Below are 22,831 nucleotides of genomic sequence, written 5' to 3'. Positions count from 1 at the left end.
GACCATAGCGAGTGGGAACCACCTGATCCCTTGCCGAACTCAGAAGTGAAACCGCTCAGCGCCGATGGTAGTGTGGGGTCTCCCCATGCGAGAGTAGGTCATCGTCAGGCATTTATTCAAAAGTAGGCCCGATTATCGAGAGATAGTCGGGCCTTCTTTTTGTAAAGAGCGTATGCATGGGGAAGACCCCCCTCTTTATATGTGGGGCCGCGCCGATAACCCCTTCGGCGCGGTCCGGCCTGGCTTTTCTCAAGGGCAAGCTCGCGTCGTTCGTCCCCCCTTGCAGCTTCGCTGCAGCCCTTGTAAAGAGCGCTGGGGTGACTCACCCCCATGCGAGAGATAAGCTGCCTTGTTTCTAGTACAACTCCGGATACCGGAATTTCCACAAGGTTAAGCTCGCTTTCTATAAGCGGGCGCGGGACGATAACCCCCTCGGCGCGGTCCGGCCGCTCGCAGGCTCGCGTCGTTCGTCCCCCCTTGCGGCGTTGCCGCAAAAGCTCGGGGTGACTCACCCCCATGCGAGGGCGCTAGTGTTTGTGTGACGCCCTGAGGTCGTATACCCCTCCAGTGGCATGCTGGCATGACCGGAAAAAGACTCAAGCGTTGAACCATTGCGCTGTTCAGGGGGTGGTCATGCGGCGTCGACATTGTCATGCTTTTTTTACGATACGCCTGGAACGGGTTCCAGGCGCGTCGCCGGGTTCGATTCGCGCATGAGGCGCGGTGAATCCTTTCCCTTCAGCCACAGAGCTGTCATGAAATCGCGGAATCCTCCGTGCTTCCTTCATGCCCATCAGGGCGCCATTCATCTTTCCCAAAAGGAGAGTCCGACAGCCTGACCCTAGTCTGCTGTCGCTACCCACCACATGAGTCATACCACCGCTTCCTCCGACTCGCGGGCTTCTTCGGCCGGTCCTCGACTGGGTGATCCCATCGTGCTCATCTTGAGCATCGGCTTCATCATGGGCTTCGTCGCCCTGTCTGTATACGACATCGAGATGGTTGCCAACGGCATCTCGGCAGGCTTTGCCTGGACCGCCAAGACCCTGGGCAGCTATTTCCAGCTGTTGTTGCTGGCGACCTTCTTCATCGCCATGGGCATCGCCGTGTCTCCCAGCGCCAAGGCGCGTATCGGCAATCTCGAGACGCCAGAGATCAGTACCTTCAAGTGGCTGTCGATGATCATGTGCACGCTGCTCGCGGGCGGCGGTGTGTTCTTCGCCGCCGGTGAGCCGGTCTATCACTTCGTGGTGACGCCGCCGGCCTTCGACAGCGAAGCCGGGACGGCCGAGGCCATTTCAGGGGCTCTGGCCCAGTCGTTCATGCACTGGGGGCTGCTGGCCTGGGCCGTGCTGGGTACGCTGGCGTCGGTGGTGCTGGCTCATGCCCACTACGTCAAGGGACAGCCGCTGCAGCCGCGGACCCTGCTGTATCCGGTGCTGGGCGAAAAGGTCATGAAGGGGCCCTTCGGTGGCCTGGTCGACGCTCTGTGCGTGATCGCCGTGGTGGCGGGTACCGTCGGCCCCATCGGTTTCCTGGCGACTCAGGTCAGCTTCGGTTTTCATGAGCTGTTCGGTGTCAGTGAAGGCTACAGCACCCAATTGATGGTGCTTGCTGCTCTGGGGGTGGTGTACGTGACCTCGGCGGTCACCGGAATCCACAAGGGGATCCAGATCCTCAGCCGCTTCAACGTGTTTCTGGCTCTGGCGATCGCTGCGACGATCTTTATCCTGGGACCGACGCTGTTTCTGACCGATGCCTTTACCCAGGGGGCGGGCGCCTATCTGAGCTCGTTCTTCGAGATGGCGACCATGACCACCCAGACCGCACCGGACTGGTGGATGCAGTGGTGGACAGTGTTCTTCTTTGCCTGGTTTATCGGTTACGGCCCGCTGATGGCGATTTTCGTCGCTCGGATTTCTCGTGGACGCTCCATCCGGCAGATGATTCTGGCGGTGGCGGTGATGGCGCCTGTGGCCACCATGATCTGGTTCACCCTGCTGGGCGGTTCCGGCATCTACTATCAACTGAGCGGTGCCATCGATCTGACCGAGGCGCTGAACAACTTCCAGTTTGATGTCGCGACCCTGACCGTGGCCCAGGCGCTGCCCGGCGGAAGCCTGATGGCCATGGCCATCCTGCTGTTGACCACCATCTTCGTGGCGACGACCGGTGACTCCATGAGCTACGCCATTTCCGTGGTCGGTGCCGGTCACGACGAGCCCAATGCTCTGGTTCGTGCCTTCTGGGGCGTCGCCATGGCGCTGATGGCCGCCATTCTGCTGAGAATGGGTGCAGGCCAGATCAGTGCCCTGCAGCAGTTTATCGTGATCACCGCCATCCCGGTGTCGCTGGTATTGCTGCCGACATTGTGGACGGCCCCTCGGGCGGCTCGTCAGATGGCCAAGGAGCAGGGCATCCTGTAATCGGGACATCGCCTCTGTTGGCCGCGGCCTGATGGCTCTGCAGGTTGAGTCCTGATTTCGGCCTCCGCTCCATTGTCTGCCCCCGACGCTTGCGTCGGGGGCAGTTTCGTATAAGGCACAGCCGTCCGGTATTCGCTACCGGATCGGCAAGTTGTGCGTCTTCCTGCGCGAGCTTGTCTCAGCGTACCGGGTGTGTCGCACCCGGTGCGTCAAACTGACCTCCGAGGCCGGGGGAAGGGCCGCGCGACTCGTCGCCAGGCGCCGTGACTGCTACCATGATCGACTTTCGTCGATCCTCTGGAGTGCCCCCGTGAATCTAACCACGCCGGCCCTGCTGTTTCCCGCCATTTCATTGCTGTTGCTGGCCTATACCAATCGCTTCCTGACCCTGGCCGGACTGATCCGCAAGCTGGCGGAGCAGGTAAAGGAGGGGGAAGAGGATCACGTCACCCAGATCCGACTACTGCGACGGCGCATCTCGCTGACCAAGCGAATGCAGATCGCCGGGGTCTTCAGTTTCCTGCTGTGTACCCTGTCGATGTTTGCGCTGTTCCTGTCATGGACGCCGCTGGGTATGCTGCTGTTCGGCATCAGCCTGGCATCGCTGTCGATATCCCTGGTGTTTTCGCTGTGGGAGGTGGTGATCTCCACCAACGCCCTGAACGTTCAGTTGAAGGATATCGAACTGACCGCCGAGGGACGCGCCGGACTCGACTGGAGAAAGAGAACCTTTACCCATGACGCCTGATCAAATCCTGCTGTTCTGTCGCCCGGGGTTCGAGCCGGACCTGGCCGCCGAGCTGACCGACCGCCTGCACGCTGAGTTCCTGGCCGAAGGCGAGGGCGCCAGCGCCGAGCCCCTGATGGAGGAGGGGCTGGTCAGGGTCAGCATGGACGGCGAGCACCCGGCCAATGACTTGCATCGTCGCCTGCGTCTCGACGAGCTGGTATTTGCCCGCCAGTCGTTGCTGGCCCTGCCGGAGCTCTCGCTGTCCCGGGACGATCGACTCTCGCCCATCTTCGAGCAGCTCAAGGCCTGTGGCTGGAGCTTCGAGTCGATCTGGCAGGAGACCCCGGATACCAACGAGGCCAAGGCGCTGAGTAGCCTGTTGAAGGCGTTGGAACGCCCGCTCAACTCCCAGCTCAAGAAGCGTGGTGCCTTGCGCCGCAAGGCGGGAGGACGACGGCTGCACCTGGTCTGGCGTGACGGTGACCGGGTCCAGCTGGCGATGAGCTTTCCCGGCAATCGCAGTGAATTCCCCGGCGGCATTCGACGTCTGCGCTTCCCCCACGCTGCGCCAAGCCGCTCGACCTTGAAGCTCGAGGAGGCCTGGCATGAATTCGTGCCGCGTGACGAGTGGGACGAGCGGCTCGGGGAGGGCATGCAGGCGGCGGATCTTGGTGCTGCCCCGGGGGGCTGGACCTGGCAGCTGGTGCAGCGGGGGATGCAGGTCTACGCCATCGACAATGGCCCCATGGACAAGGCCCTGATGGCCAGCGGCATGGTCGAGCATCTGCGTGAGGATGGCTTCGTGTGGGAGCCGCCGATGCGCCTGGACTGGCTGGTCTGCGACATCGTCGACAAGCCCTCGCGCGTCATCACCATGATGGAGCGTTGGCTGTTGCAGCGCTGGTGTCGCGAGGCGGTGTTCAACTTGAAGCTGCCGATGAAGAAGCGCTGGGAGGAGGTATCGCTGTGTCTTTCCGGCCTCGCGTCACGCTTGCAGGAGGCCGGGGTTCGGGCCGAAATACGCTGTCGTCACCTCTATCACGACAGGGAAGAGGTCACCGTGCACGTTCGCCTCGATTGAGGCGGCGACACGGGCAGCAGATGGGCGTGGGTCAGTAGGCCGGTTCGAAGATCCGGACGTTCTCTGCCTCGGTCAGCAGCGGCTGGACGTGCTGCATCACTCTTTCTCGGGCCTCGCTGTTGTACCATGCCTTCCAGGCGCGCAGATCGCGCCACTTGGTGATCATCAGACGGCGGTCGGAGCGTCCTTGTTCGACCAGGCTCTCGCCGCCGAAGAAGCCATCGGCGCCCAGCGACTGGCGCATGGCCTCTCGTGCGGCCTGCTCGTATTCTTCTTCCAGGCCCGGCATGATGCGGCGCTCGATGATGATCTTGATCATGCTTTCACTCCAACTCCGAGGTATTGATGGTGGATTCTTCCGATGCGCTGCCCGCAAGCGACAAGGAACTGGATACCAGCGGTCTGTTCTGCCCTGAACCGATCATGATGATGCACAACGCGGTGCGGGACATGAGTCCTGGCCAGGTGCTCAAGGTCACGGCGACAGATCCGGCGACCACCCGAGATGTGCCCAAGTTCTGCCAGTTTCTCGGGCACGAGCTGGTGGAGCATCGCAGTCTTGAAGATGGCTCGCACTTCTACTTTATCCGGCTGGGATGATATTGCCGAGGGAGGGGACTCAACGCTTGAGCCCCCTCCCCGGTGGTGACGCTGATCCTGACGCTCCTTCCGACGCTCCTTCTGACGCTATGGCGCGGCTTCCTCATCGTCGTCAGGCATGACCATCATGGCCAGGGCTTCCAGCGTCGCCGGGTCTTCCTGGCGAATACGATTGGCGATCTGGCGCTGGAAGAAGTACACCACCCGGTGTCGGCTGTGGCCCGGGTAGAGACAGGCGTCGCCGGGCAGTACCGGGACGGTTTCGATCAGGTTCTCGTCGGCCAGCAGGGACTCGATGGTGCCATCGCTGTACAGGCGCCAGCCGAAGACCTGCTTGAGCTGCCAGGGCGCGCCTTCCTCGTCCATGCACAGGGCGTGGGTACCCTGATGATCCGGCAGGCTCTGGATCAGGGTGGTTTCGCGGGTATCCTCGTATTCGAAGTAGGCCGCCGCGTGGGCCAGTTCCATTTCCTTGTGTTCCGGGGGCTGGTCGAACAGCTCCTCGGTTTCCGGATCACGGTAGCCGACGAAGTGACCGTGGTCCGGATCGTCGAGCTGCTCGCATGGCGTCAGCGACTCCATCCACGGGACCAGCCCGACAATATCGCCGTTCTCACGCATCCCCCAGGCCAGTATCGGCATGCCGTACAGGGTATCCGGGTGCGCGTCGAGTCGGTACACCATCTCCAGTCCATCGAGCTCCGGGGCCAGGCGAACCAGGCGTCTGCGGGCCAGTTGGCGTTGGCGCATGCTCTCCAGGTCGATGACCCGAGCGGGGCGGGGTGACAGTGGAATGCCCATGATCTCCCTCCAGCGGCTGCTTGCTTACGGCATCGCATCTCGGCCCGGGGCCGGACGCTGCGCTCTACGTCCCTGTTCTCATCAATAGCACAGACTCATCAACTAGCGTAAGTCCTCGTGGGTATCACAGCGTTGACGCCATTGCTGACGCAACCACAGGTGATCGTCTCGTATGCGCACGAAACTTGCCAGTGGCGTGGTTTCGCTGTCCAGGTCGAGCCATTGCCGGCGGTAGTCCTGAAAGGCCTGGCTGCCCGCCACATGGGCGTCCAGCAGTCGGTCCATGCCAGCGAACCAGCGTAGCGCCTGCGTCTCGAGGCGCTCAAGTGACGCTAGGGTGTCGCCTTCCTCGGGCAGCGTCGTCGTCTGTGAACATGCCGCATCAGCGCCGGTCCGGTCGTTGTCTGAGCCATGGCGGGAGGCGAGGGCGCTCTCAAGCAGTCGACTGGCTTCCTCGAGGCGTTGGCTTGCCAGCATCAGGGCGCGCATCAGCTCGGCACTCAGTGGACGATCCCGCAGGGTGGCAAGCGCCTGTTCCAGTGGCCCGGACTCTGGCGTCCACTGGCGGTCGAACTGGTGGATGACCGCTTCGTTCAGATAGCCAAGCGCCGCAAGCTGCTCGTCGACCGCCGAGAGTTCGTCGAGAGGCAGGGGGGAGCTTGCCCGCGAGAAGCTGCCGGTCCACTCCTCGGAGGAGACCAGGGCGTTGTAGCTGGCCAGCGGCAGCTGGCGTGTCTTGATGTCGGTCAGGCGAGCCAGACGCTGGCGGTCACCCTCGGCCAGGGCGTCGGCGGCCTCGGCGTTCCAGCAGGCGCTGAGGCGGCGCCACAGACGCAGCTCGTAGAGCCAGCGCTGGCTGGGGGCGGCGGTCTTGCCAAGCTGGTTGTTGCGCTCGGCGACCAGGTTGGCGATATGGCAGCCGCGCAGGGCAAAGACGTCGAGCATGCCTTCCCTGATCGGCGGGATCTCGAGCGTCAACTGACGGCGTTCGGGGAAGTCGCCGATGTTGGCCACCGGCGCGGGCTCCGGTGGTGGCTGGTCGAGTGCCTCGGCTAGCCGCTGTTGATAGGCCAGCAGATCACGTTCCAGCGCCGAGTCGCCACAGCCCACCAGCAGCGACAGGCAGGAGGCGAGCAGCAGCGGTCGCCACCGGCCAGGACGAAAGCCGTTCATGCTCAGCCGTCCTCCGCACGCCTGGCAACGCTTCGGGCCTTGCGCCGGAAGCGCTCACCGAGCAGCAGCGCGGCGACGGTCAGCCCCGCGATCAGCCCGATCCAGTAGCCGTGTACCCCCATCGGCTCGATCCAGTCGCCAACCCCGTAGCGTCCCAGCAGGTGGCCGCCGCCGAGGCCGACCAGCCAGTACGCCAGCAGGGTGATGAACATGATCACCCGGGTATCCTTGTAGCCGCGTAGGGCGCCGGCGAGGGCCACCTGCAGGGAATCCGATACCTGATAGAGCATCGCCAGCCCCACCAGCGACAGGGTCAGTGCCTGGACCTCGACGTTATGGGTGTAGAGTCCGACGATGGTCTCCGCCGTCAGCCACAGCAGCAGGCTGTTGAACAGCGCCACCAGTAGCGCGATCAGGATGCCGTTCCAGGCTACCAGTCGCGCCAGCCGAGGGTCACCACCGCCGAGGGTGTTGCCGACCCGCACCGTCAAGGCCATACCCAGTGACAGCGGCAGCATGAACAGTACCGAGGTGTAGTTGAGCGCCACCTGGTGAGCGGCCACCACGATCTCGCCGAGGCTTGCGATAAACAGCGCGATCAGGGTGAACAGGGTGACCTCGACAAAGATCGCCACACCGATGGGAACGCCTACGTAGAGCAGTTCGGCGATCATCCGCGGGTTCGGACGGGTGGGCGAGTGCCACAGCTCGATACTGCCATAGGCGCGGCTCTTCTGGGTGTAACGGACCATCGCCAGGGTCATCACCCACATGGCGATGGCGGTGGCGATGCCGCAGCCATAGGCGCCCAGTGCCGGCAGGTCGGCCAACCAGCCGGGGGTGGCGTCGCCCAGCAGGCGAGTAAAACCGTCGCCACCGTAGATCAGCACATAGTTGCTGGGAATATTCACGGCAAGCCCGATCAGGCTGATCCACAGCGCCGGTCGGGTATGATTGACCCCGTCGGAGAAGGCTCGCAGCGCCAGAAAGATGGCGACGCCGGGCATTCCGAAAGCCACTGCGCCAACATAGTCACGAGCGCGTTCGGCTACCTCGGGGGGGACCTCCATCCAGGCGAATACCGGCGCCACCGCCAGGCGCAGCAGCAGCGCCGAGACCAGCCCCAGTACCAGGCCCACCCACAGCGCCTGGTGCACGTTGGGGCGAATGCCCGCCTGGCGCCCGCCCCCCAGCAGCTGGGCGACGATCGGCGTCAGCCCCATCAGGGTACCGGTCATGAACAGCATCAAGGGCATCCACAGACTTGCACCGACGGAGACCGCGGCGAGGTCGGTGGCGCTCTGGCGGCCAGTCATCATGATATCGACGACGCTCATGCCGGCCTGGGCCAATTGGGCGCCACAGATGGGCAATGCCAGACGGATCAAGGGCCAGCTCTCGCGGCGGCTGGTGGCGCCGAGGCCGGTGGGGAAAGGACGCACGTTGGTGGGCTCCATGCAGAGAATACGGGCTTCTTGCCCTGGTGCCTTGAGTCAGCGGGCCGCTGTCGGGACAGACGGCCAAGAGGTGATCGCCGGGCAAGCGCCGACTCGGGACACGGGGTACCGTGAGAGTGTACCAGCGATGCACCATCTTGGCGCCGCAGGCCCTGGTGCCAGAGCGCGAAGGCCGAGCGCCGTCATCGGTGTCTGGTCTATCAAACCAGCGATGTCGCCAGAATCGAATGCTTCGAGAGTTTGGCTGTGCGCCAAGCCTTGGTATCCTTGCCGGCTCGCGCCAATCGGCATCGGCCACTGTTCTCGCCAGGCGGGTTCGGCCATCGTTGTCGGCAGGCGCCCTTGGCAAGCGCCCTCGCCAACATCGCTCGGTAGTGGCGTTGGTCAACAACCCGCCGCCGCTTTAGACAAACGCCCGACGTGAAGGAGCCCTTGTGGAGCACCGCCTGGAAGACGTGATCGAACTGTTCGATGGGCTGTTTCTGGGCCCCTGCAATACCCGTCTGGTGCGTGGCGGTGATGAGCCACTGTATCTGCCCGCCGACGAACAGGTGCCCTGGCATCGGGTGATCTTCGCACGGGGCTTTTTTGCCAGCGTTCTGCACGAGGTCAGTCACTGGTGTATCGCCGGGCCGCGCCGGCGACTGCTGGAAGACTACGGCTACTGGTACGAGCCTGACGGTCGCAGCGAGATGCAGCAGCAGGCCTTCGAGAAGGTCGAGGTGGCGCCCCAGGCGCTGGAGCGCATCTTCAGCGAGGCGGCCGGGCTGACCTTTCACGTCAGCGTCGACAACCTCGGCGAGGTGGAGGTCGATCGCGAAGGCTTCGCCCGACGGGTAGCAGAGCGTGCCCGCCGTTACCGTGACGAAGGACTGCCGCGCCGTGCGGCAGCGTTCGAAGCGGCGCTGCGCGGCTTCTATCGGCAAGGGCTGGCGTTGAGCGAGGCGATCGAGCTCGGACGAGACCAGCTCGAGCCTGCCATTGCCTGATGGTGTCGGTCACTCGATGACGTCAAGATCATCGGGTAGCAGCACCCTGCCATCATAGTCGGCTCGAACCTCGTCAAGCACGCTCTCCCGCGGGGCCGAGTAGTGCAGAACATGGGTCAGCACCAGGGTGCCAGGACGCGCTTCCCGGGCCAACTCTGCCAGTTCATCGCTCAGCGTGTGGGCGTATTGATGGTAGGCCTGCCACTGCGGTGACAGTTGTTCCCACCCCTGACGGCTGATCACCTCGTGGATCAGTACGTCTGCGCCGCTTGCCTGGCGACGCACTTCCTCGGAAAGCGACGTGTCGCCAGAGATCACCAGGGTCAGGTCATCGGTGACGACCTTGTAGCCGTAGGCCTGCTCCCAGTCTCCATGAGTTACCCCGAAGGCGTGGATGCTGATGCCGGGTGACTCGTGGACCAGCCCCTCCTTCTCGATTTCGGTCACCAGGGCCCTGGCCGCCGCTGGATTGGTGACAGGGCTCTTGTCGGCCAGGCGCGTATTGGTGTCCTCGGCCAGCATGGTGTAGACCCCTTGGCTCATGGCCTCGGTACCCACCGGGCCGACCACCGAGATGGGCTGTTCGCGGCGCCACCAGTAGGTGCCGAGCAGTTCCGGGTAATCCAGTACATGGTCGCTGTGGAGGTGGGTCAGAAACAGCCGCTCGATGTTCACCGGGGCGAGCGCTTCGATGCCCATTCGCTCCTGGGCCTGGCTGGCGCGCTCGACGACACCGGGGCCAACATCGAAGAGATAGGCCTCGCCATCATGGATGACCGCGACCCCCGAACCGGCCCGCTCCCCGTCGGGTACCGGGGTGCCGGTGCCCAGCATCACGATACTGGTGTCGGCCTGGGCGGCGGTGGACAGGGTTGCGCTGAAAAGGGCTGCGCTGGCCAGGGCCAGGAAGGTGGCGATGGCGCGGGGGGCAGGTCGGGGGCCGGCAAGACGCCGGGGCTGGGCAAAAGACGTGGCAATGGTCGTCGTAATGGTCGTGGCAATGTTCGTGGCAATGTTCGTGGCAATGTTCGTGGCAATGGGCATGGGCTCACTCTCTCGAAGCTTGTTGTTCGTATAGCGCACTTAAGTTCGATTTGTTGGGAAGAACAAGCCTGGCCCGAGAGGAGGGAGGAGACCAGTCGACCAAGGTATACCGCGACCACCACGCCGGGGTGACGCCAGCCGCTGCTTTGCTTCGCGCCGGGAGGGGCGGTACTGCTTCGTGACCAAGCGATAGTTCGCGAGAACGCCTGAAGCCCTGGTAACAGGGGATGGAGCTATGGGAGGGCTGACGGGAGGACTGCTGGTAGGGCTGACGGTCCGAGTCGCACCGTCAGCGGTCGCGTTTCGTTTGCGGACTCAGTCGCTGTCGCTGAGTCGCTTGTGCAGATGCAACATTACCTCTACCTCCTGCTCCGGACGCATGGGCTCGAGGCCCAGTTCGGCGAATAGCTCGTTGCGGGCGCGCGCCCACTCTCCAGGATCCAGGTCGGGGTAGAGGGATTCTGCCGGGGCCAGCTCGACGAAGGGGTCGAGACCGTAGGTGTCGAACAGCCGAGAGATGGCCGCCTCGTCGTCGAATACGCCGGCGGTCAGCAGGGTGGCATTGAAGTGATCGGTTTCCAGTTCACGGATCACGTCCAGCGGACTCACGCCGATGCTGGCCAGTTCCTCGCGGCTGTAGTCGCCGAGGGACACCGTCTCGGCATCGAGCCAGTCCTCGTCGGGCTGGATCAGGGTGTGCTTGATGCGGCCATCGTCGAGGCTCCAGGCGATGGCCAGGGGCAGATCGCCATCGCCGCCGGTCTCCACGGCGATAAAGGCAGGCATGTCGCCCATGTCAGGACTCCTTGATATCGAAGAAGGCGCGGGCCGTCGCGGTGCTGCTGGCGGCAAGCTCAGCTTCGCTTTCGCCGCGCCAGTGGGCGATCTCTCGCACGATCCAGGGCAGCAGCGCCGGCTCGTGGCGGCGGCCCTTGAGCTTGGCCGGCAGATTACGCGGCAACAGGTAGGGACAGTCGGTCTCCACCATCAGTCGATTGGCGGCGATATCGCCCACCAGATCACGTAGATGATGGCCCCTGCGCTCGTCGCAGATCCAGCCGGTCAGGCCGATGTGCAGGTCAAGATCCAGGTAGCCGTGGAGCGTCTCGCGATCCGCGGTGAAGCAATGAATCACCGCCCGTGAAATATCATCTCGCCAGGCGCCGAGGATGTCACGCATTCGGGCACCAGCGTCGCGCTCGTGCAGGAACAATGGCAGCCCTGACTCGGCAGCCAGGGCGAGTTGCGCCTCGAAGGCGCGTTCCTGTTCGGCCGGGGTCGAGAAGTTGCGATTGAAGTCGAGGCCACATTCTCCCACCGCGACCACTTGGGGCTTTTGGTGTAGCTCGGCCATGGCGGCTTCGAGCTCCGGACCCCATTCGCTGGCCTGGTGCGGGTGAATGCCGGCGGTGGCGTAAAGGCCTTCGTGGGCCTGGCACAGGGCCACCGCCTGTTCGGCATGTTCACGATCGGTACCGGTGAGAATCAGCGTCTCGACGCCGGCCGCGCGGGCACGGGCGAGGGTGGCATCGATATCGTGGGTAAAGCTCTCGTGGGTCAGGTTGGCGCCGATGTCGACCAGAGGGGCAGGCGAGTGAAAGCGCAGCGGCTCCGGCAGCGGGTTCGGCAGCGTCTCGTCTGGGGCAGGCTTGTCTGGGACGGACAACGCGGTCTCCTTGGGGCGGCTATATCGATGGAGGCGCATTGTACCTGTGTGTCGGCGGCACAACCACGTGGTGCGGTGCTCGAGGTGGCCATGTCGCTGATCGCGGTCTCTGATTTTGACTCTCAGGTGGGATCGGTCATGCCAGCAGGAGGGGGGCATGAGGTACACTGTCGCGATGATCAAGCGAAGAGGTGAAGCGTGACCCTGCTACGACTGGAGCAGTTGCAACTGGCCTATGGCCACCATGTGTTGCTCGACGGTGCCGACCTGGTGCTCGAGCGGGGAGAGCGGCTGGCGCTGGTGGGCCGCAATGGCACCGGCAAGTCCACGCTGCTGAGACTGGTGGCGGGCGAGAATCAGGCCGACAGCGGCACCATCTGGCGCGCCCCAGGCCTCAAGATCGGTGTGCTCGAGCAGGACCTCCCGGAGGCCAGCGGCGAGACCATCTTTGATGTGGTGGCCCAGGGCCTGCCCGAGGCCGGCGATCTGCTGTCCGAGTATCACCATCTGGTGCAGTCCGAGGAACCGGACATGAACCGCATGGCCACGCTGCAGACGCGGCTGGAGGCCATCGACGGCTGGTCGTTCCACCAGCGGATCGATGTGGTGCTGACCCGCCTGGGGCTGCCCGAAGACGCCGAGATGTCCTCGCTGTCGGGCGGCTGGCGCCGGCGGGTGGCGCTGGCTCGGGCGCTGGTCGCCGAACCTGATCTGCTGCTGCTCGATGAGCCGACCAACCACCTGGACCTGGATACCATCGCCTGGCTCGAGGAACAGCTTGCCGCCTTTGCCGGAGCGGTGCTGTTCATCACCCACGACCGCGCCTTTCTGTCGCGTCTGGCCACCGGCATCCTCGAGCTGGATCGTGGCAAGCTCGGGCGCTATCCCGGTGACTACGCCACCTACCAGACCCAGAAGCAGCACGAGCTCGAGGTCGAGGCCCGGGAGAACGCCGAGTTCGACAAGAAACTGGCCCAGGAAGAAGCCTGGATTCGTCAGGGGATCAAGGCCCGACGTACGCGCAACGAAGGACGGGTGAGGGCGCTCGAGCAGTTGCGCCGCGAACGCAGCCAGCGGCGCGAGCGCCAGGGCAATGCTTCGCTGACGGTAGATACCGGCGAACGCAGCGGCAAGCGGGTGGTGGAGCTGTCTCACGTCACCCAGCACTTCGAGGACGCGACGGTCATCCGTGACCTGAATATCGAGATTCAGCGTGGGGATCGTATCGGTCTGATCGGGCGCAATGGCGCCGGCAAGACCACCCTGTTGAAGATCCTGCTGGGCGAACTCGAGCCGAGCGAAGGCACGGTGCGGCTGGGGACCAAGCTTCAGGTCGCCTACTTCGACCAGCTCCGGGCCGGGCTCGAGCCTGAGCGCACCGTCTACGACAACGTGGCCCAGGGCAGTGATCGGGTCACGGTGGGTGGCAAGGACCGCCACGTGATGAGCTACCTGCAGGACTTTCTGTTCTCGCCGGAGCGTGCGCGTCAGCCGGTCAAGGCACTGTCCGGGGGCGAGTCCAACCGCCTGCTGCTGGCCAAGCTGTTCACCCAGCCGGCCAACGTGCTGGTGCTCGATGAGCCGACCAATGACCTGGACGTCGAGACCCTGGAGCTGCTCGAGGAATTGTTGCTCAACTTCGACGGCACCCTGTTGCTGGTATCACACGACCGCGCCTTCATGGACAACGTGGTGACCAGCGTGCTGGCCTTCGAAGGCAGGGGGCAGGTACGCGAGTACGTCGGTGGCTACAGCGACTGGGTCCGCCAGGGCGGCAAGTTGCCGCCGGCGCCCTGGGAGGGGGCGGCGCGCCAGCGGGTGGAGCCGACCGCGGATGACGCGGCACCGGCGCCGGCATCCAGCAAGACGGATACGGCGGACACGGCCGCAGCGCCAGCCAAGGCCAAGCCGGTCAAGCTATCCTACAAGCTGCAGCGGGAGCTCGATGGCCTTCCGGCGGAGATCGAGCGGCTGGAGTCTGAGGTGGCCGAGCTCGAGGCGGAGGCGGGCAAGCCCGACTTCTACCAGCAGCCATCCGGTGTGGTCACCGAGCGGCTGGCGTTGCTGCAGGAGACTCAGGAACGCCTCGACGCGGTCATGGAGCGCTGGATGGAACTCGAGGCCATGGCCGCCGGCGAGTAGACACGGACGCGCTCTGGCCCGTCGGCGGGGCACCGAGGAGTCGCTCGATAGGCGCCCTGCGAAAGGAGCCTCGCCCGTCCACCGCTTGGGTGGACGGGCGAGGGCAAGCTCCCGGGAATGAACGGGGCAGTGGGCGCGATGCGGTTGCCGCGAGGTGCGATCCGGTCAACCGCTGGGGTTACTCTTCGCTTTCCTTGCCGACGCGCACGGCTAGTACGTCGCACTGAGCACCATGGAGCACGCCGGTGGAGGTGGAGCCGAGCAGCAGGGCGAAGCCATGACGGCCGTGGGAGCCGACCACAATCAGGTCGACGTCGTGCTCATCGGCGAAGCGATGGATCTCGGTATCGGGCATGCCGACGACCACGTGCTGGTCGTCGCGCGCCACGTGGGCATCGGCGATCTCGGCCAGGCGCTGCTTGGCATGGTCGTCCAACTGGTCCTGGATGCTGGTCAGGTCCATGGGGATGTCGCCCCCGTAGGCAAAGCCGAGGGGCTCCAGCGTATGCATGATCGACAGCTTCGCGTGGTTGCGATCGGCGATCTGCAGCGCGCGTTCGAGGATCTTGTGGGAGTCCTTGGTGAGGTCCACGGCCACCAGCACATGACGATATTCATTGCTCACGGGACTACGCCTCCAGCGGCGGTCGGTTGAGAAAAGGTCTGTGCTTCCACTCTAGGCCGCCAGTCCCGTCAAAACAATGCTGATGATCAACGATTTTTCTGAGGAAACCGTATGTTGTGGCTGCTGATCCTGGGGGTGGTAGGAATGGTCTTTGCCCCGGCCATGTGGCTGCGCCCCACCGCCCGAGAGCGTCGTCAGGGGTCGCTGCGCCAGGTGGCGATCGAGGCGGGGGCCAGCGTCAAGCTGGAGACGCCGCCGCTGCACGGCGAGACCGACAAGATGGCGGCCTATCGCTGGGTCTATCCGAGCCAGCGGCCTGGCCCACGTTTTGTGCTGGTACGCACAGAACGTGCCAGCGAGGCGCTCAAGTCGTTCGACTACGACAATGGTTGGCGCTGGCGGATTCAGCCGCTGGAGCCGTTGCCATCGGTGATCAATGCGCGACTGTCGCGACTGCTTACCCAGTTGCCCGAGGACGCCTGCGTGGTCGAATCCAGCGACAAGGCCTTGACGCTGTGGTGGGAAGAGTCGCTGGAGGCCGACGCCTTCGGCAGCCTGGCGGCGCCTGCGACGGCGCTACGCGACGCCCTGCAGGGACGTCCGGATCGTCCCGCCGCCAATCTCCCCAACTCGCCGCCCTGATATTGGCGGCTCGACAATGGACGATGGCGATCGACCACCCAGGATCGAACAGGGCTGCGTCAGGCTGGGTATCCGGCCCAGGTGTCAGGGCGGGCTTTGAAGGCGATCTCGGCGAGGCTCTTGCTGGGCTCGTCGAGCTCAGGTGTCAGCGCTGGCAATCATCCGGCGTCAGCAAGGCCTGACCGTTGGCCTCGATGCGGCTGAGCATGTCGCTGAGTCTTTCCTGTTCCTGCTCGTCCAGCCCCTTGAGCATCTCTTCCCTGGCCTGTTGCACGATGGCATCGATCTTCTCGAGCAGAGGCGTCGCCTGCTTGGTCAGGTGCACGCGTTTGGTGCGGCGATCCTGGTCACACGGACAGCGCTCGACCAGGCCCTGCTCGCAAAGCTGATCCAGCGTCCTGACCAGCGACGGCGCCTCGACGCCGATGGCCCGCGCCAGGTCGCACTGGGGCTGCCCGTCCGGCATGCGCCACAGGTGATAGAGCGTCACCCACCGCGTCTGGGTCAGTCCCAACGGTGCGAGGCGCTGATCGAGCACCGCACGCCAGATGCGTGGTGCCCGAGACAGTTGAAATCCGATGTTCTCGTTCATAGTGATCAAGATCGCAAGGCTGCAAATGATTTGATTGTCCGAACGCAGCGGCGGTAATGCAAGCCAACTCCCTCCTTTGCTTCGAAACTGCGCCTATTCTTCACTCTTCGGGGGTACAGCCGCTCCCTGGCTGTCGCTTGTTCGCGACTCACGACTCACGCCCTGTCTCACCGTTGTCGTGTTCCCCTTCATCGTCTGCTTGCGACGCTTGCTCCTCCTTGCCCTCGCGATCACCTTTCTGTTCAGCCGGCTGCTCGCCTGCCGAATCGCTCTCCCTCGTCTCGCCGCTTTGTCCCGTGTCATCTTTCGGCTCACCCGCATCCTCTTCAGCAGGGGCTGGCTCCTCGTGATTCGGCGGCTCTTGCTGGCGTGCCTTGTCGGATGCCATGTCCGGTGTCTCCTGCTGTCCCTCGGGGCGGGCGGTCAACCAGCGTAGCCTGAGGCCGGGAATGCCCGCCTGGGTATCGATGCTGGCGTCGGCGGTGGTCGCCGCCCCAGGGTCTTCGGCAACCTCGAAGCGCAGTACGCCGATACGTTGGCCGCCGGCGGTCATCACATCGATGCGCCAGCTGCCGCTGCTGGCCTCGGGGAAGTTCTGCTTGCGGGTCCAGGCGCGATAGCCCTCGGCGCGTCCGCCGTAGATATTCAGCGCGATGCGGTCGACGAGTTCTCCCTCGTGGCGCCACTCGTGTACCACCTCTTCCTTCAAGCCGCGTGGCGCATGGATTGCGGTGTAGGCATAGAGCCCTCGGGACGACAGCGCCTCCGGTGTCAGCGCCATGGAGCCCTGCGGCGTGCGTGCGGCCTCGTCGAAGGCCGGCGACAGGGCGCTGCCGGACAACCACAGGGTCGCCGGCGGCACCCACACCCGGCCCAGCCAGGCGACCCCGGCCAATAGCGGCAGCAGCGCGAACATCGCCAGCCAGCGGGCGGGACTCATGGGGCGCAGCAGATGCAACAGACTCGGCAGGCTGAATACCACCATGGCCACGGCGGCCGCCAGCATGCTCTGACCGGTACTCAGGTGCAGGACCAGCGGCAGGGTCACCAGCACCACCAGGAACACGCACTGGGCGTGGAACACGAAGTAGAGCCAGCGCTTGCGTTCTGCCAGTCGGTAGTAGAGCGGATCAACGATGGACAGCACCGCCATGCCAAGCATGAACAGGGTGAACAGCGCCTGACCGCTGCTCCACACCGTGGTGGCGACCAGAAAGGGCAGGGCGAAGAACAGCGTCTCCTGGTGGATCATCTGGGCGATGAAGGTGGTGACGCCACGGGGCAGGGCAGGATAGCCGCGCCTCACCATCAGGCGTCCGATCAGACTTTCCGACAGCAGCAGGGTCCAGGCCAGCAGCATGCCCCCGGCCAGCAGCACGCCGAGCCACTGCTGGCGCTCGACCAGAAAGAAGCTGGCGACACCGGCAGCGAAGGCCAGCGGTGGCCACAGCCAGTGCCAGGGCCGCAGACGCGCTACCCAGGTCTCGATGAATCGCTGCGTCGCGTTGAGGGTGGTGCGCTGAGGGGGCGAGGAGGGCATGGCGTGGTCCGCGGCGGCTGGGAGGGGCATGCTATCAGTATGCTTAAACGCTGGTGAAGCGCCGCTGCATGCTTCAACGCCTCGCAAGCCCTCTAAGGTATTGGTAGGGGTTGACGGAAGTGAATCTTTGCACCAAGCTGGCGAAATCAAACGGGCGTATGAATGTCGCCTGGCCCATCGATTGTCGGGCCCTTTCCGGATGACACGGCATGACTTCAGTGGAGATGCGTGGATGATCTATCAAGGCAATGCCATTTCGGTGGCTCGCAATGGCGACGATATCGCCACTCTGACCTTCGACTTGAAGGATGAATCGGTCAACAAGCTCTCTGGCGCGGTGATCAAGGAGCTGGGCGAAGCGCTGGACGCGGTACGCGGCGAGAGCGGCGTCAAGGGCCTGATGCTGAAAAGTGCCAAGGACGCCTTTATCGTCGGTGCCGACATCACCGAGTTTCACGCCATGTTCGGCAAGGACGAGGCGGAGATCCAGGGCATGCTCGAGCAGGTCCACGGTATCTTCAATGGCCTCGAGGACCTGCCCTTCCCGACGGTCAGCGCGATCAACGGCCTGGCCCTCGGTGGCGGCTGTGAGGTGGTGCTGTCCACCGACCTCCGCGTGATGACGCCTGACGCCAAGATCGGCCTGCCCGAGACCAAGCTCGGTATCGTCCCCGGCTGGGGCGGCTGCGTACGTCTGCCCAGGGTGATCGGCGCCGACAACGCTATCGAGTGGATCGCCGGCGGCACCGAGAACCGTGCCGACGCCTGCCTCAAGGTCGGCGCCGTGGATGCGGTGGTGCCCGCCGATGACCTCGAGGCAGCGGCGCTCGACATGCTGGCGCGAGCCAACGCCGGCGAACTCGACTTCAAGGCCCGGCGCGAGGAAAAGAACAGCGCGCTGAACCTCAATCCGGTCGAGCAGATGATGGTGTTCGAGACCTCCAAGGGATATGTCGCCGGCAAGGCCGGGCCGCACTATCCGGCGCCGGTGGAAGCGATCAAGGTGATCCAGAAGGGCGCCGGTGAAGGTCGTGCGCGGGCCCAGGCGATCGAAGCCAAGGCCTTCTGCAAGATGGCCAAGACCGACGTCTGCTACAACCTGGTCGGGCTGTTCCTCAACGACCAGGTGGTCAAGAAGAAGGGCGGCAAGTACGCCAGCAAGGCGCAACCGGTGCGCCAGGCGGCGGTGCTCGGTGCCGGCATCATGGGCGGCGGAATCGCCTACCAGAGCGCCTCCAAGGGCACCCCGATCCTGATGAAGGATATCAAGGAAGACGCCATCGAGCTGGGCCTCAAGGAGGCGCGCAAGCTGTTCGGCAAGCAGGCCTCCCGCGGCAAGCTGTCCGTCGAAGGCGTGGCCGAGAAGCTCGCCAACATTCGTCCGACGCTGTCCTACGGTGATTTCGACAATGTCGACCTGGTGGTCGAGGCGGTGGTCGAGAACCCCAAGGTCAAGGGTGCGGTGCTCAGCGAGGTCGAGCAGCAGGTAGGCGATAACACCATCCTGGCGTCCAACACCTCGACCATCTCGATCACCCGGCTGGCCGAGAACCTGAAGCGTCCCGAGAACTTCTGCGGCATGCACTTCTTCAACCCGGTGCACCGCATGCCGCTGGTCGAGGTCATCCGTGGCGAGCAGACCAGCGACGCTGCCGTGGCCGCCACCGTGGCCTACGCCAAGGCCATGGGCAAGACGCCGATCGTGGTCAACGACTGCCCGGGCTTCCTGGTCAATCGCGTGCTGTTCCCCTATTTCGGCGGTTTCAGCCTGCTGGTCGAGAAGGGTGCCGACTACCAGCGCGTCGACAAGGTGATGGAGAAGTTCGGCTGGCCGATGGGCCCGGCCTATCTGCTCGACGTGGTCGGCATGGATACCGCGGTGCACGCCAACGAGGTGATGGCCGAGGGCTTCCCCGACCGCATGGCGCGTGACGCCAAGACCGCCATTCAGGTGATGTTCGACAACGATCGCCTGGGGCAGAAGAACGCCAAGGGCTTCTACGCCTACGAAGAGGATCGCAAGGGCAAGCCCAGAAAGGTCAGCGACGAGGCCGCCATCGAGCTGGTCAAGCAGGTGGTCAGCGAGAACCGCGAGTTCTCCGACGAAGAGATCATCGCGCGGATGATGGTGCCGCTGTGCATGGAGACCGTGCGCTGTCTCGAAGATGACATCGTCGGCACCCCGGCCGAGGCCGACATGGCGCTGATCTACGGCATCGGCTTCCCTCCCTTCCGAGGTGGTGCACTGCGCTATATCGATGCCATGGGCGTGGCCGAATTCGTCGCCCTGGCCGACAGCCTGGCCGAGGAGCTCGGGCCGCTTTATGCGCCCACCGATGGCCTGCGTGAGATGGCCAACAGTGGCAAGACCTTCTACGCCGACGCCAAGTGACCCCACCAGACAGGAGAAGACAGATGAGCTTGAACCCGAGAGATGTGGTGGTGGTCGATGGTGCCCGTACCGCCATGGCCAAGGCCAAGAACGGTGGCTTCCGCCACGTGCGTGCCGAGAACCTGTCGGCGGCGGTGATGAATGCGCTGCTCGAGCGCAACGCCGCTGTTGATCCCGGCGAGGTGGATGACGTCATCTGGGGCTGCGTCAACCAGACCCTGGAGCAGGGCTTCAACGTCGCACGCAACGCCCAGATCATGACCGCCATGCCGCGCAGCGTGCCGGCCCAGACGGTCAACCGCCTGTGCGGCTCGTCGATGAGCGCACTGCACATCGCCACCGCCAACATCAAGGCCGGCATGGGTGACGTCTACCTGGTCGGTGGCGTCGAGCATATGGAGCACATCCCGCTGACCCACGGCATCGACGTCAACCCCAGCGCCAGCAAGCACGCCGCCAAGGCAGCGATGATGATGGGCATGACCGCCGAATTGCTGGGCAAGCTGCACAGCATCTCCCGCGAGCAGCAGGACAGCTTCGGCGTACGCTCCCACCAGCGTGCCTACGAGGCCCAGCAGAGCGGCGCCTTTGACCGCGAGATCATCGGTGTGGAAGGCCATGACGCCGACGGCCGCCGGATTCTGGTCAAGCGTGACGAGGTGATTCGTCCCGAGGCCAGCCTGGACAGCATGGCGGGCCTCAAGCCGGTGTTCGATCCGCGTGGCGGTACCGTCACCGCCGGCACCTCCTCGGCACTGTCGGTGGGCGCAAGTGGCATGCTGGTGATGAGCTACGAACGCGCCCAGGCCCTTGGTCTTTCGCCGATTGCCCGGGTGCTGTCCACCGGAGTGTCCGGCTGCGACGCCTCGATCATGGGCTATGGCCCGGTACCGGCGTCCCAGAAGGCGCTCAAGGCGGCGGGACTGAGCATCGATGACATCGACACGGTGGAGCTCAACGAAGCCTTTGCCGCCCAGGCGCTGCCGGTACTCAAGGACCTGGGGCTGCTCGACGTGATGGACGAGAAGGTCAACCTGCACGGCGGGGCCATCGCCCTGGGTCACCCGCTGGGCTGCTCCGGCACCCGTATCAGCAACAGCCTGCTGAACGTGATGCGGCGCCAGGACACCCGCCTGGGTCTCGCCACCATGTGTATCGGCATGGGGCAGGGCGTGGCGACCGTGTTCGAACGCCTCGACTGAACTCTTGCCGCCTTCGGGCGGAGCAGAGCGGAAAACGCCGGCACTGTCTGACAGTGCCGGCGTTGTTGCGAGAGTGCAGTGTACACGCGCAAGTCATTCAACCGCTGGATGCTGCCGTGGCCATCATCTGATCGTGGCAGAGGCGCACCATGGCGCCTCCTCGTCCCAGTGGCACAATCTGACCGACGTTGTCCGGCGGGTTCTGCTGGTCCGATGGTTCGACCACTTCCTCGAGTTCCACCCTGTAGCGATGTCCGGTGAGGTGGGTCAATACGAACCGATGACCCTCGGGCATCTCGGCGGAGGCCGGGAGGAGCCGGCGTACACGATCCAAGACCTCCTCTGACAATACCTCATCCTGCTTTTTGACCAACATCCAGCCAAGCTGCGTCACGATCCCCGCGACGGTAGCGATGGGGCCCGGGTAGAGCTGCCAGAACTGGGTGAAGGTGGGGCCGCGGGCGATCGATACGCTGACGTACTCGGGGCCGAAAATGATGATGAGAACGGCGATGATCAAGACAATCAGCGACATCGCAATGACCAGATAGCCAAAGACGGTATCACCGGTGTAGGAGGGACCTTCGAATTCGATCGGTAGGTCCTCCAGCGTCTGCTGTGCATCCATGCGCATCTCCTGTGGCTCAGTAGGCCGGAGCCGTTGTACTTCCCTGTAGACCCCGACCTCGCCGTGATTTACGGCATCCCTTGAACGGACGAGTATCGAGTGAGTGACGCACAGTCCGGGCGACATCAGGCATCTTGCCAAAGGCCCATCTGTACGTTGGTGAGAGTGTCTCTACAGGGATCGTGGCCTGGCAATGCCGAGGCTTTATGCGACCAAGCTAATACGCTATTGGCGATGTGATGGTGCATAGTTGTGAGGTCTTGGCGACATTTCCGTTCGCTGCGGCAAGCAAGGGGACGGCGAGTCGATCGCGACGTCAGGTCTATTCGAACGTCTCCTCCGGCAGAGCATAGCGCCAAGGCGCTGACCAGACGGCGGCTCGGTAGCGGGGCTTCTCGATTCTGGATGGTGCTGGACGGTGCCTTTGTCGGCGCCGCTTGCGGCGATGAGTAGTGCCTGCTTGCGCCTTACACGATCCCCGCATCAAGCCCCGCCGCCAGGGTCATGGCGAGTTCTTCTACCTGACCGATGAAGTCGTCCTGCCATTCACCCCGTAGTACCAGTGGCGCCTGGACCCATTTCCAGCGCAGACCGGTGACGATGCCTTCCACCGCCCGCTGCGTGCCGGTGCCGTCGTGACCCGCGCGGATGTACAGCACGCAGGGCAACCCCTGGGTGTGTTCCAGCACGGGGTAGTAGCTACGATCGAAGAAGTCCTTGAGGGCACCGCTCATGTAGCCGAGGTTCTCGGTGGTGCCAAGCAGGATGGCGTCCGCTTTCCTGACATCCTCGGGGCCGGCATCAAGCGGCGCCAGTACCTGGACGTCCACGCCGTCGATGTCCGGATGGCGGGCGCCACGCTCGGCCGCTTTCCTTAGTGCCAGGGTGTTGGGCGAGGGTGCATGGGCGACGATCAGCAGACGTTTCATGCGGGGCTCCGGCAAGGCTGGTGCGAGGATGGTGGCTAGAGCGGCGAGCGACGGTTCGGTGCGTCGATCTTCCGGCTGCCCCCTTGAAGCCATGGGGGATCATCATCATGTCAAAGACATGCGGGTTTGACAGCCCGGGGCGACTCGTCAAGGCTGGACATGGCTGCCGCGG

21 protein-coding genes, 1 rRNA gene and 1 pseudogene are annotated in these 22,831 nt (G+C 64.2%); 10 read left to right on the top strand and 13 right to left on the bottom strand.

The window, feature by feature from the left end:
• The 4 genes from rrf to rlmM form a co-directional block, all read left to right on the top strand.
• Positions 1-110 (top strand): 5S ribosomal RNA (rrf, locus tag KUW00_RS06480); the annotation flags it as partial.
• Between the two features lie 756 nt (positions 111-866).
• Positions 867-2,426 carry a BCCT family transporter gene (locus KUW00_RS06475; protein ID WP_222568573.1) on the top strand — a complete coding sequence of 520 codons (1,560 nt, stop codon included), beginning with the start codon at positions 867-869 and terminating at the stop codon, positions 2,424-2,426.
• Positions 2,427-2,736: 310 nt separating this feature from the next.
• Complete coding sequence (locus KUW00_RS06470; protein ID WP_045992979.1) at positions 2,737-3,174, top strand: DUF2721 domain-containing protein; 438 nt, start codon at positions 2,737-2,739, stop codon at positions 3,172-3,174.
• Positions 3,164-4,237 carry a 23S rRNA (cytidine(2498)-2'-O)-methyltransferase RlmM gene (rlmM, locus tag KUW00_RS06465; protein ID WP_222568572.1) on the top strand — a complete coding sequence of 358 codons (1,074 nt, stop codon included), beginning with the start codon at positions 3,164-3,166 and terminating at the stop codon, positions 4,235-4,237. Before KUW00_RS06470 ends, rlmM begins: the two co-directional genes overlap by 11 nt.
• A gap of 31 nt (positions 4,238-4,268) precedes the next feature.
• Here the strand turns inward: rlmM and KUW00_RS06460 are convergent, their stop codons facing one another.
• On the bottom strand, positions 4,269-4,556 hold the full coding sequence (locus KUW00_RS06460) for an antibiotic biosynthesis monooxygenase family protein (RefSeq protein ID WP_045992977.1): 288 nt from the start codon (positions 4,554-4,556) through the stop codon (positions 4,269-4,271).
• A gap of 26 nt (positions 4,557-4,582) precedes the next feature.
• Between KUW00_RS06460 and tusA the strand changes: the two genes are divergently transcribed.
• Positions 4,583-4,837: a sulfurtransferase TusA gene (tusA, locus tag KUW00_RS06455; RefSeq protein WP_045992976.1), complete on the top strand. Its 255-nt coding sequence runs from the start codon at positions 4,583-4,585 to the stop codon at positions 4,835-4,837.
• 87 nt (positions 4,838-4,924) lie between these two features.
• On the opposite strand, the gene KUW00_RS06450 is transcribed toward tusA, so the two are convergent.
• The 4 genes and pseudogenes from KUW00_RS06450 to KUW00_RS06440 form a co-directional block, all read right to left on the bottom strand.
• Positions 4,925-5,638, bottom strand: a complete 714-nt coding sequence (locus KUW00_RS06450) for a hypothetical protein (protein ID WP_045992975.1) — start codon at positions 5,636-5,638, stop codon at positions 4,925-4,927.
• A gap of 98 nt (positions 5,639-5,736) precedes the next feature.
• Entirely contained in the window at positions 5,737-5,964 is a 228-nt protein-coding gene (locus tag KUW00_RS22615) for a hypothetical protein (RefSeq protein WP_375038301.1), read from the bottom strand.
• 91 nt (positions 5,965-6,055) lie between these two features.
• Positions 6,056-6,811 (bottom strand): annotated as a pseudogene (locus KUW00_RS06445) (DUF3080 family protein); the annotation flags it as partial.
• A 2-nt stretch (positions 6,812-6,813) separates the two neighbouring features.
• A complete protein-coding gene (locus KUW00_RS06440; RefSeq protein ID WP_231498674.1) occupies positions 6,814-8,253 on the bottom strand; it encodes an MATE family efflux transporter in 1,440 nt (479 codons plus the stop codon).
• Between the two features lie 449 nt (positions 8,254-8,702).
• Between KUW00_RS06440 and KUW00_RS06435 the strand changes: the two genes are divergently transcribed.
• A complete protein-coding gene (locus tag KUW00_RS06435; protein WP_222568571.1) occupies positions 8,703-9,257 on the top strand; it encodes an elongation factor P hydroxylase in 555 nt (184 codons plus the stop codon).
• Positions 9,258-9,266: 9 nt separating this feature from the next.
• Here KUW00_RS06435 and KUW00_RS06430 read toward each other — a convergent pair whose 3' ends face one another.
• From KUW00_RS06430 to KUW00_RS06420, 3 genes are all read right to left on the bottom strand, one after another.
• Entirely contained in the window at positions 9,267-10,301 is a 1,035-nt protein-coding gene (locus KUW00_RS06430; RefSeq protein WP_261392009.1) for an MBL fold metallo-hydrolase, read from the bottom strand.
• A gap of 315 nt (positions 10,302-10,616) precedes the next feature.
• Entirely contained in the window at positions 10,617-11,096 is a 480-nt protein-coding gene (locus tag KUW00_RS06425) for a hypothetical protein (RefSeq protein WP_108133207.1), read from the bottom strand.
• Between the two features lies 1 nt (position 11,097).
• Entirely contained in the window at positions 11,098-11,967 is an 870-nt protein-coding gene (locus KUW00_RS06420; protein ID WP_231498675.1) for a TatD family hydrolase, read from the bottom strand.
• Between the two features lie 198 nt (positions 11,968-12,165).
• Here KUW00_RS06420 and KUW00_RS06415 point away from each other — a divergent pair, with 198 nt between their 5' ends.
• Entirely contained in the window at positions 12,166-14,109 is a 1,944-nt protein-coding gene (locus KUW00_RS06415) for an ATP-binding cassette domain-containing protein (RefSeq protein ID WP_222568570.1), read from the top strand.
• Between the two features lie 178 nt (positions 14,110-14,287).
• On the opposite strand, the gene KUW00_RS06410 is transcribed toward KUW00_RS06415, so the two are convergent.
• Positions 14,288-14,734: a universal stress protein gene (locus KUW00_RS06410; RefSeq protein WP_045992968.1), complete on the bottom strand. Its 447-nt coding sequence runs from the start codon at positions 14,732-14,734 to the stop codon at positions 14,288-14,290.
• 111 nt (positions 14,735-14,845) lie between these two features.
• Here KUW00_RS06410 and KUW00_RS06405 point away from each other — a divergent pair, with 111 nt between their 5' ends.
• Entirely contained in the window at positions 14,846-15,376 is a 531-nt protein-coding gene (locus KUW00_RS06405; protein ID WP_045992967.1) for a hypothetical protein, read from the top strand.
• Between the two features lie 145 nt (positions 15,377-15,521).
• Here the strand turns inward: KUW00_RS06405 and slyA are convergent, their stop codons facing one another.
• Together slyA and KUW00_RS06395 are read right to left on the bottom strand one after the other, a co-directional pair.
• The gene (gene slyA / locus KUW00_RS06400; RefSeq protein ID WP_045992966.1) at positions 15,522-15,968 is read right to left on the bottom strand and encodes a transcriptional regulator SlyA; all 447 of its coding nucleotides are present in this window, start codon (positions 15,966-15,968) and stop codon (positions 15,522-15,524) included.
• 148 nt (positions 15,969-16,116) lie between these two features.
• Positions 16,117-17,508, bottom strand: a complete 1,392-nt coding sequence (locus KUW00_RS06395; protein ID WP_124804201.1) for a DUF5924 family protein — start codon at positions 17,506-17,508, stop codon at positions 16,117-16,119.
• 232 nt (positions 17,509-17,740) lie between these two features.
• Between KUW00_RS06395 and fadB the strand changes: the two genes are divergently transcribed.
• Positions 17,741-19,900, top strand: a complete 2,160-nt coding sequence (gene fadB / locus KUW00_RS06390) for a fatty acid oxidation complex subunit alpha FadB (protein WP_222568569.1) — start codon at positions 17,741-17,743, stop codon at positions 19,898-19,900.
• 23 nt (positions 19,901-19,923) lie between these two features.
• Entirely contained in the window at positions 19,924-21,102 is a 1,179-nt protein-coding gene (gene fadA, locus KUW00_RS06385; RefSeq protein WP_045992964.1) for an acetyl-CoA C-acyltransferase FadA, read from the top strand.
• 97 nt (positions 21,103-21,199) lie between these two features.
• Here fadA and KUW00_RS06380 read toward each other — a convergent pair whose 3' ends face one another.
• Together KUW00_RS06380 and KUW00_RS06375 are read right to left on the bottom strand one after the other, a co-directional pair.
• A complete protein-coding gene (locus tag KUW00_RS06380) occupies positions 21,200-21,730 on the bottom strand; it encodes a hypothetical protein (protein WP_222568568.1) in 531 nt (176 codons plus the stop codon).
• Positions 21,731-22,197: 467 nt separating this feature from the next.
• Positions 22,198-22,659, bottom strand: coding sequence for a flavodoxin family protein (locus KUW00_RS06375; RefSeq protein WP_222568567.1), 462 nt, complete (start codon positions 22,657-22,659; stop codon positions 22,198-22,200).
• Positions 22,660-22,831: the final 172 nt, after the last annotated feature.

Source organism: Halomonas sp. DP5N14-9 (genome assembly GCF_019802175.1).
Lineage (GTDB): Bacteria > Pseudomonadota > Gammaproteobacteria > Pseudomonadales > Halomonadaceae > Halomonas > Halomonas litopenaei.
This window is presented reverse-complemented; position numbering and strand designations above follow the sequence as displayed.

Bases quoted from the DNA above. Each gene is read 5' to 3' on its own strand.
- KUW00_RS06475 (WP_222568573.1), top strand. From the start codon at position 867: ATGAGTCATACCACCGCTTCCTCCGACTCGCGGGCTTCTTCGGCCGGT.
- rlmM (WP_222568572.1), top strand. From the start codon at position 3,164: ATGACGCCTGATCAAATCCTGCTGTTCTGTCGCCCGGGGTTCGAGCCG.
- KUW00_RS06460 (WP_045992977.1), bottom strand. From the start codon at position 4,556: ATGATCAAGATCATCATCGAGCGCCGCATCATGCCGGGCCTGGAAGAA.
- tusA (WP_045992976.1), top strand. From the start codon at position 4,583: ATGGTGGATTCTTCCGATGCGCTGCCCGCAAGCGACAAGGAACTGGAT.
- KUW00_RS06450 (WP_045992975.1), bottom strand. From the start codon at position 5,638: ATGGGCATTCCACTGTCACCCCGCCCCGCTCGGGTCATCGACCTGGAG.
- KUW00_RS06430 (WP_261392009.1), bottom strand. From the start codon at position 10,301: ATGCCCATTGCCACGAACATTGCCACGAACATTGCCACGAACATTGCC.
- KUW00_RS06425 (WP_108133207.1), bottom strand. From the start codon at position 11,096: ATGGGCGACATGCCTGCCTTTATCGCCGTGGAGACCGGCGGCGATGGC.
- KUW00_RS06405 (WP_045992967.1), top strand. From the start codon at position 14,846: ATGTTGTGGCTGCTGATCCTGGGGGTGGTAGGAATGGTCTTTGCCCCG.
- slyA (WP_045992966.1), bottom strand. From the start codon at position 15,968: ATGAACGAGAACATCGGATTTCAACTGTCTCGGGCACCACGCATCTGG.
- KUW00_RS06395 (WP_124804201.1), bottom strand. From the start codon at position 17,508: ATGCCCTCCTCGCCCCCTCAGCGCACCACCCTCAACGCGACGCAGCGA.
- fadB (WP_222568569.1), top strand. From the start codon at position 17,741: ATGATCTATCAAGGCAATGCCATTTCGGTGGCTCGCAATGGCGACGAT.
- fadA (WP_045992964.1), top strand. From the start codon at position 19,924: ATGAGCTTGAACCCGAGAGATGTGGTGGTGGTCGATGGTGCCCGTACC.
- KUW00_RS06380 (WP_222568568.1), bottom strand. From the start codon at position 21,730: ATGGATGCACAGCAGACGCTGGAGGACCTACCGATCGAATTCGAAGGT.
- KUW00_RS06375 (WP_222568567.1), bottom strand. From the start codon at position 22,659: ATGAAACGTCTGCTGATCGTCGCCCATGCACCCTCGCCCAACACCCTG.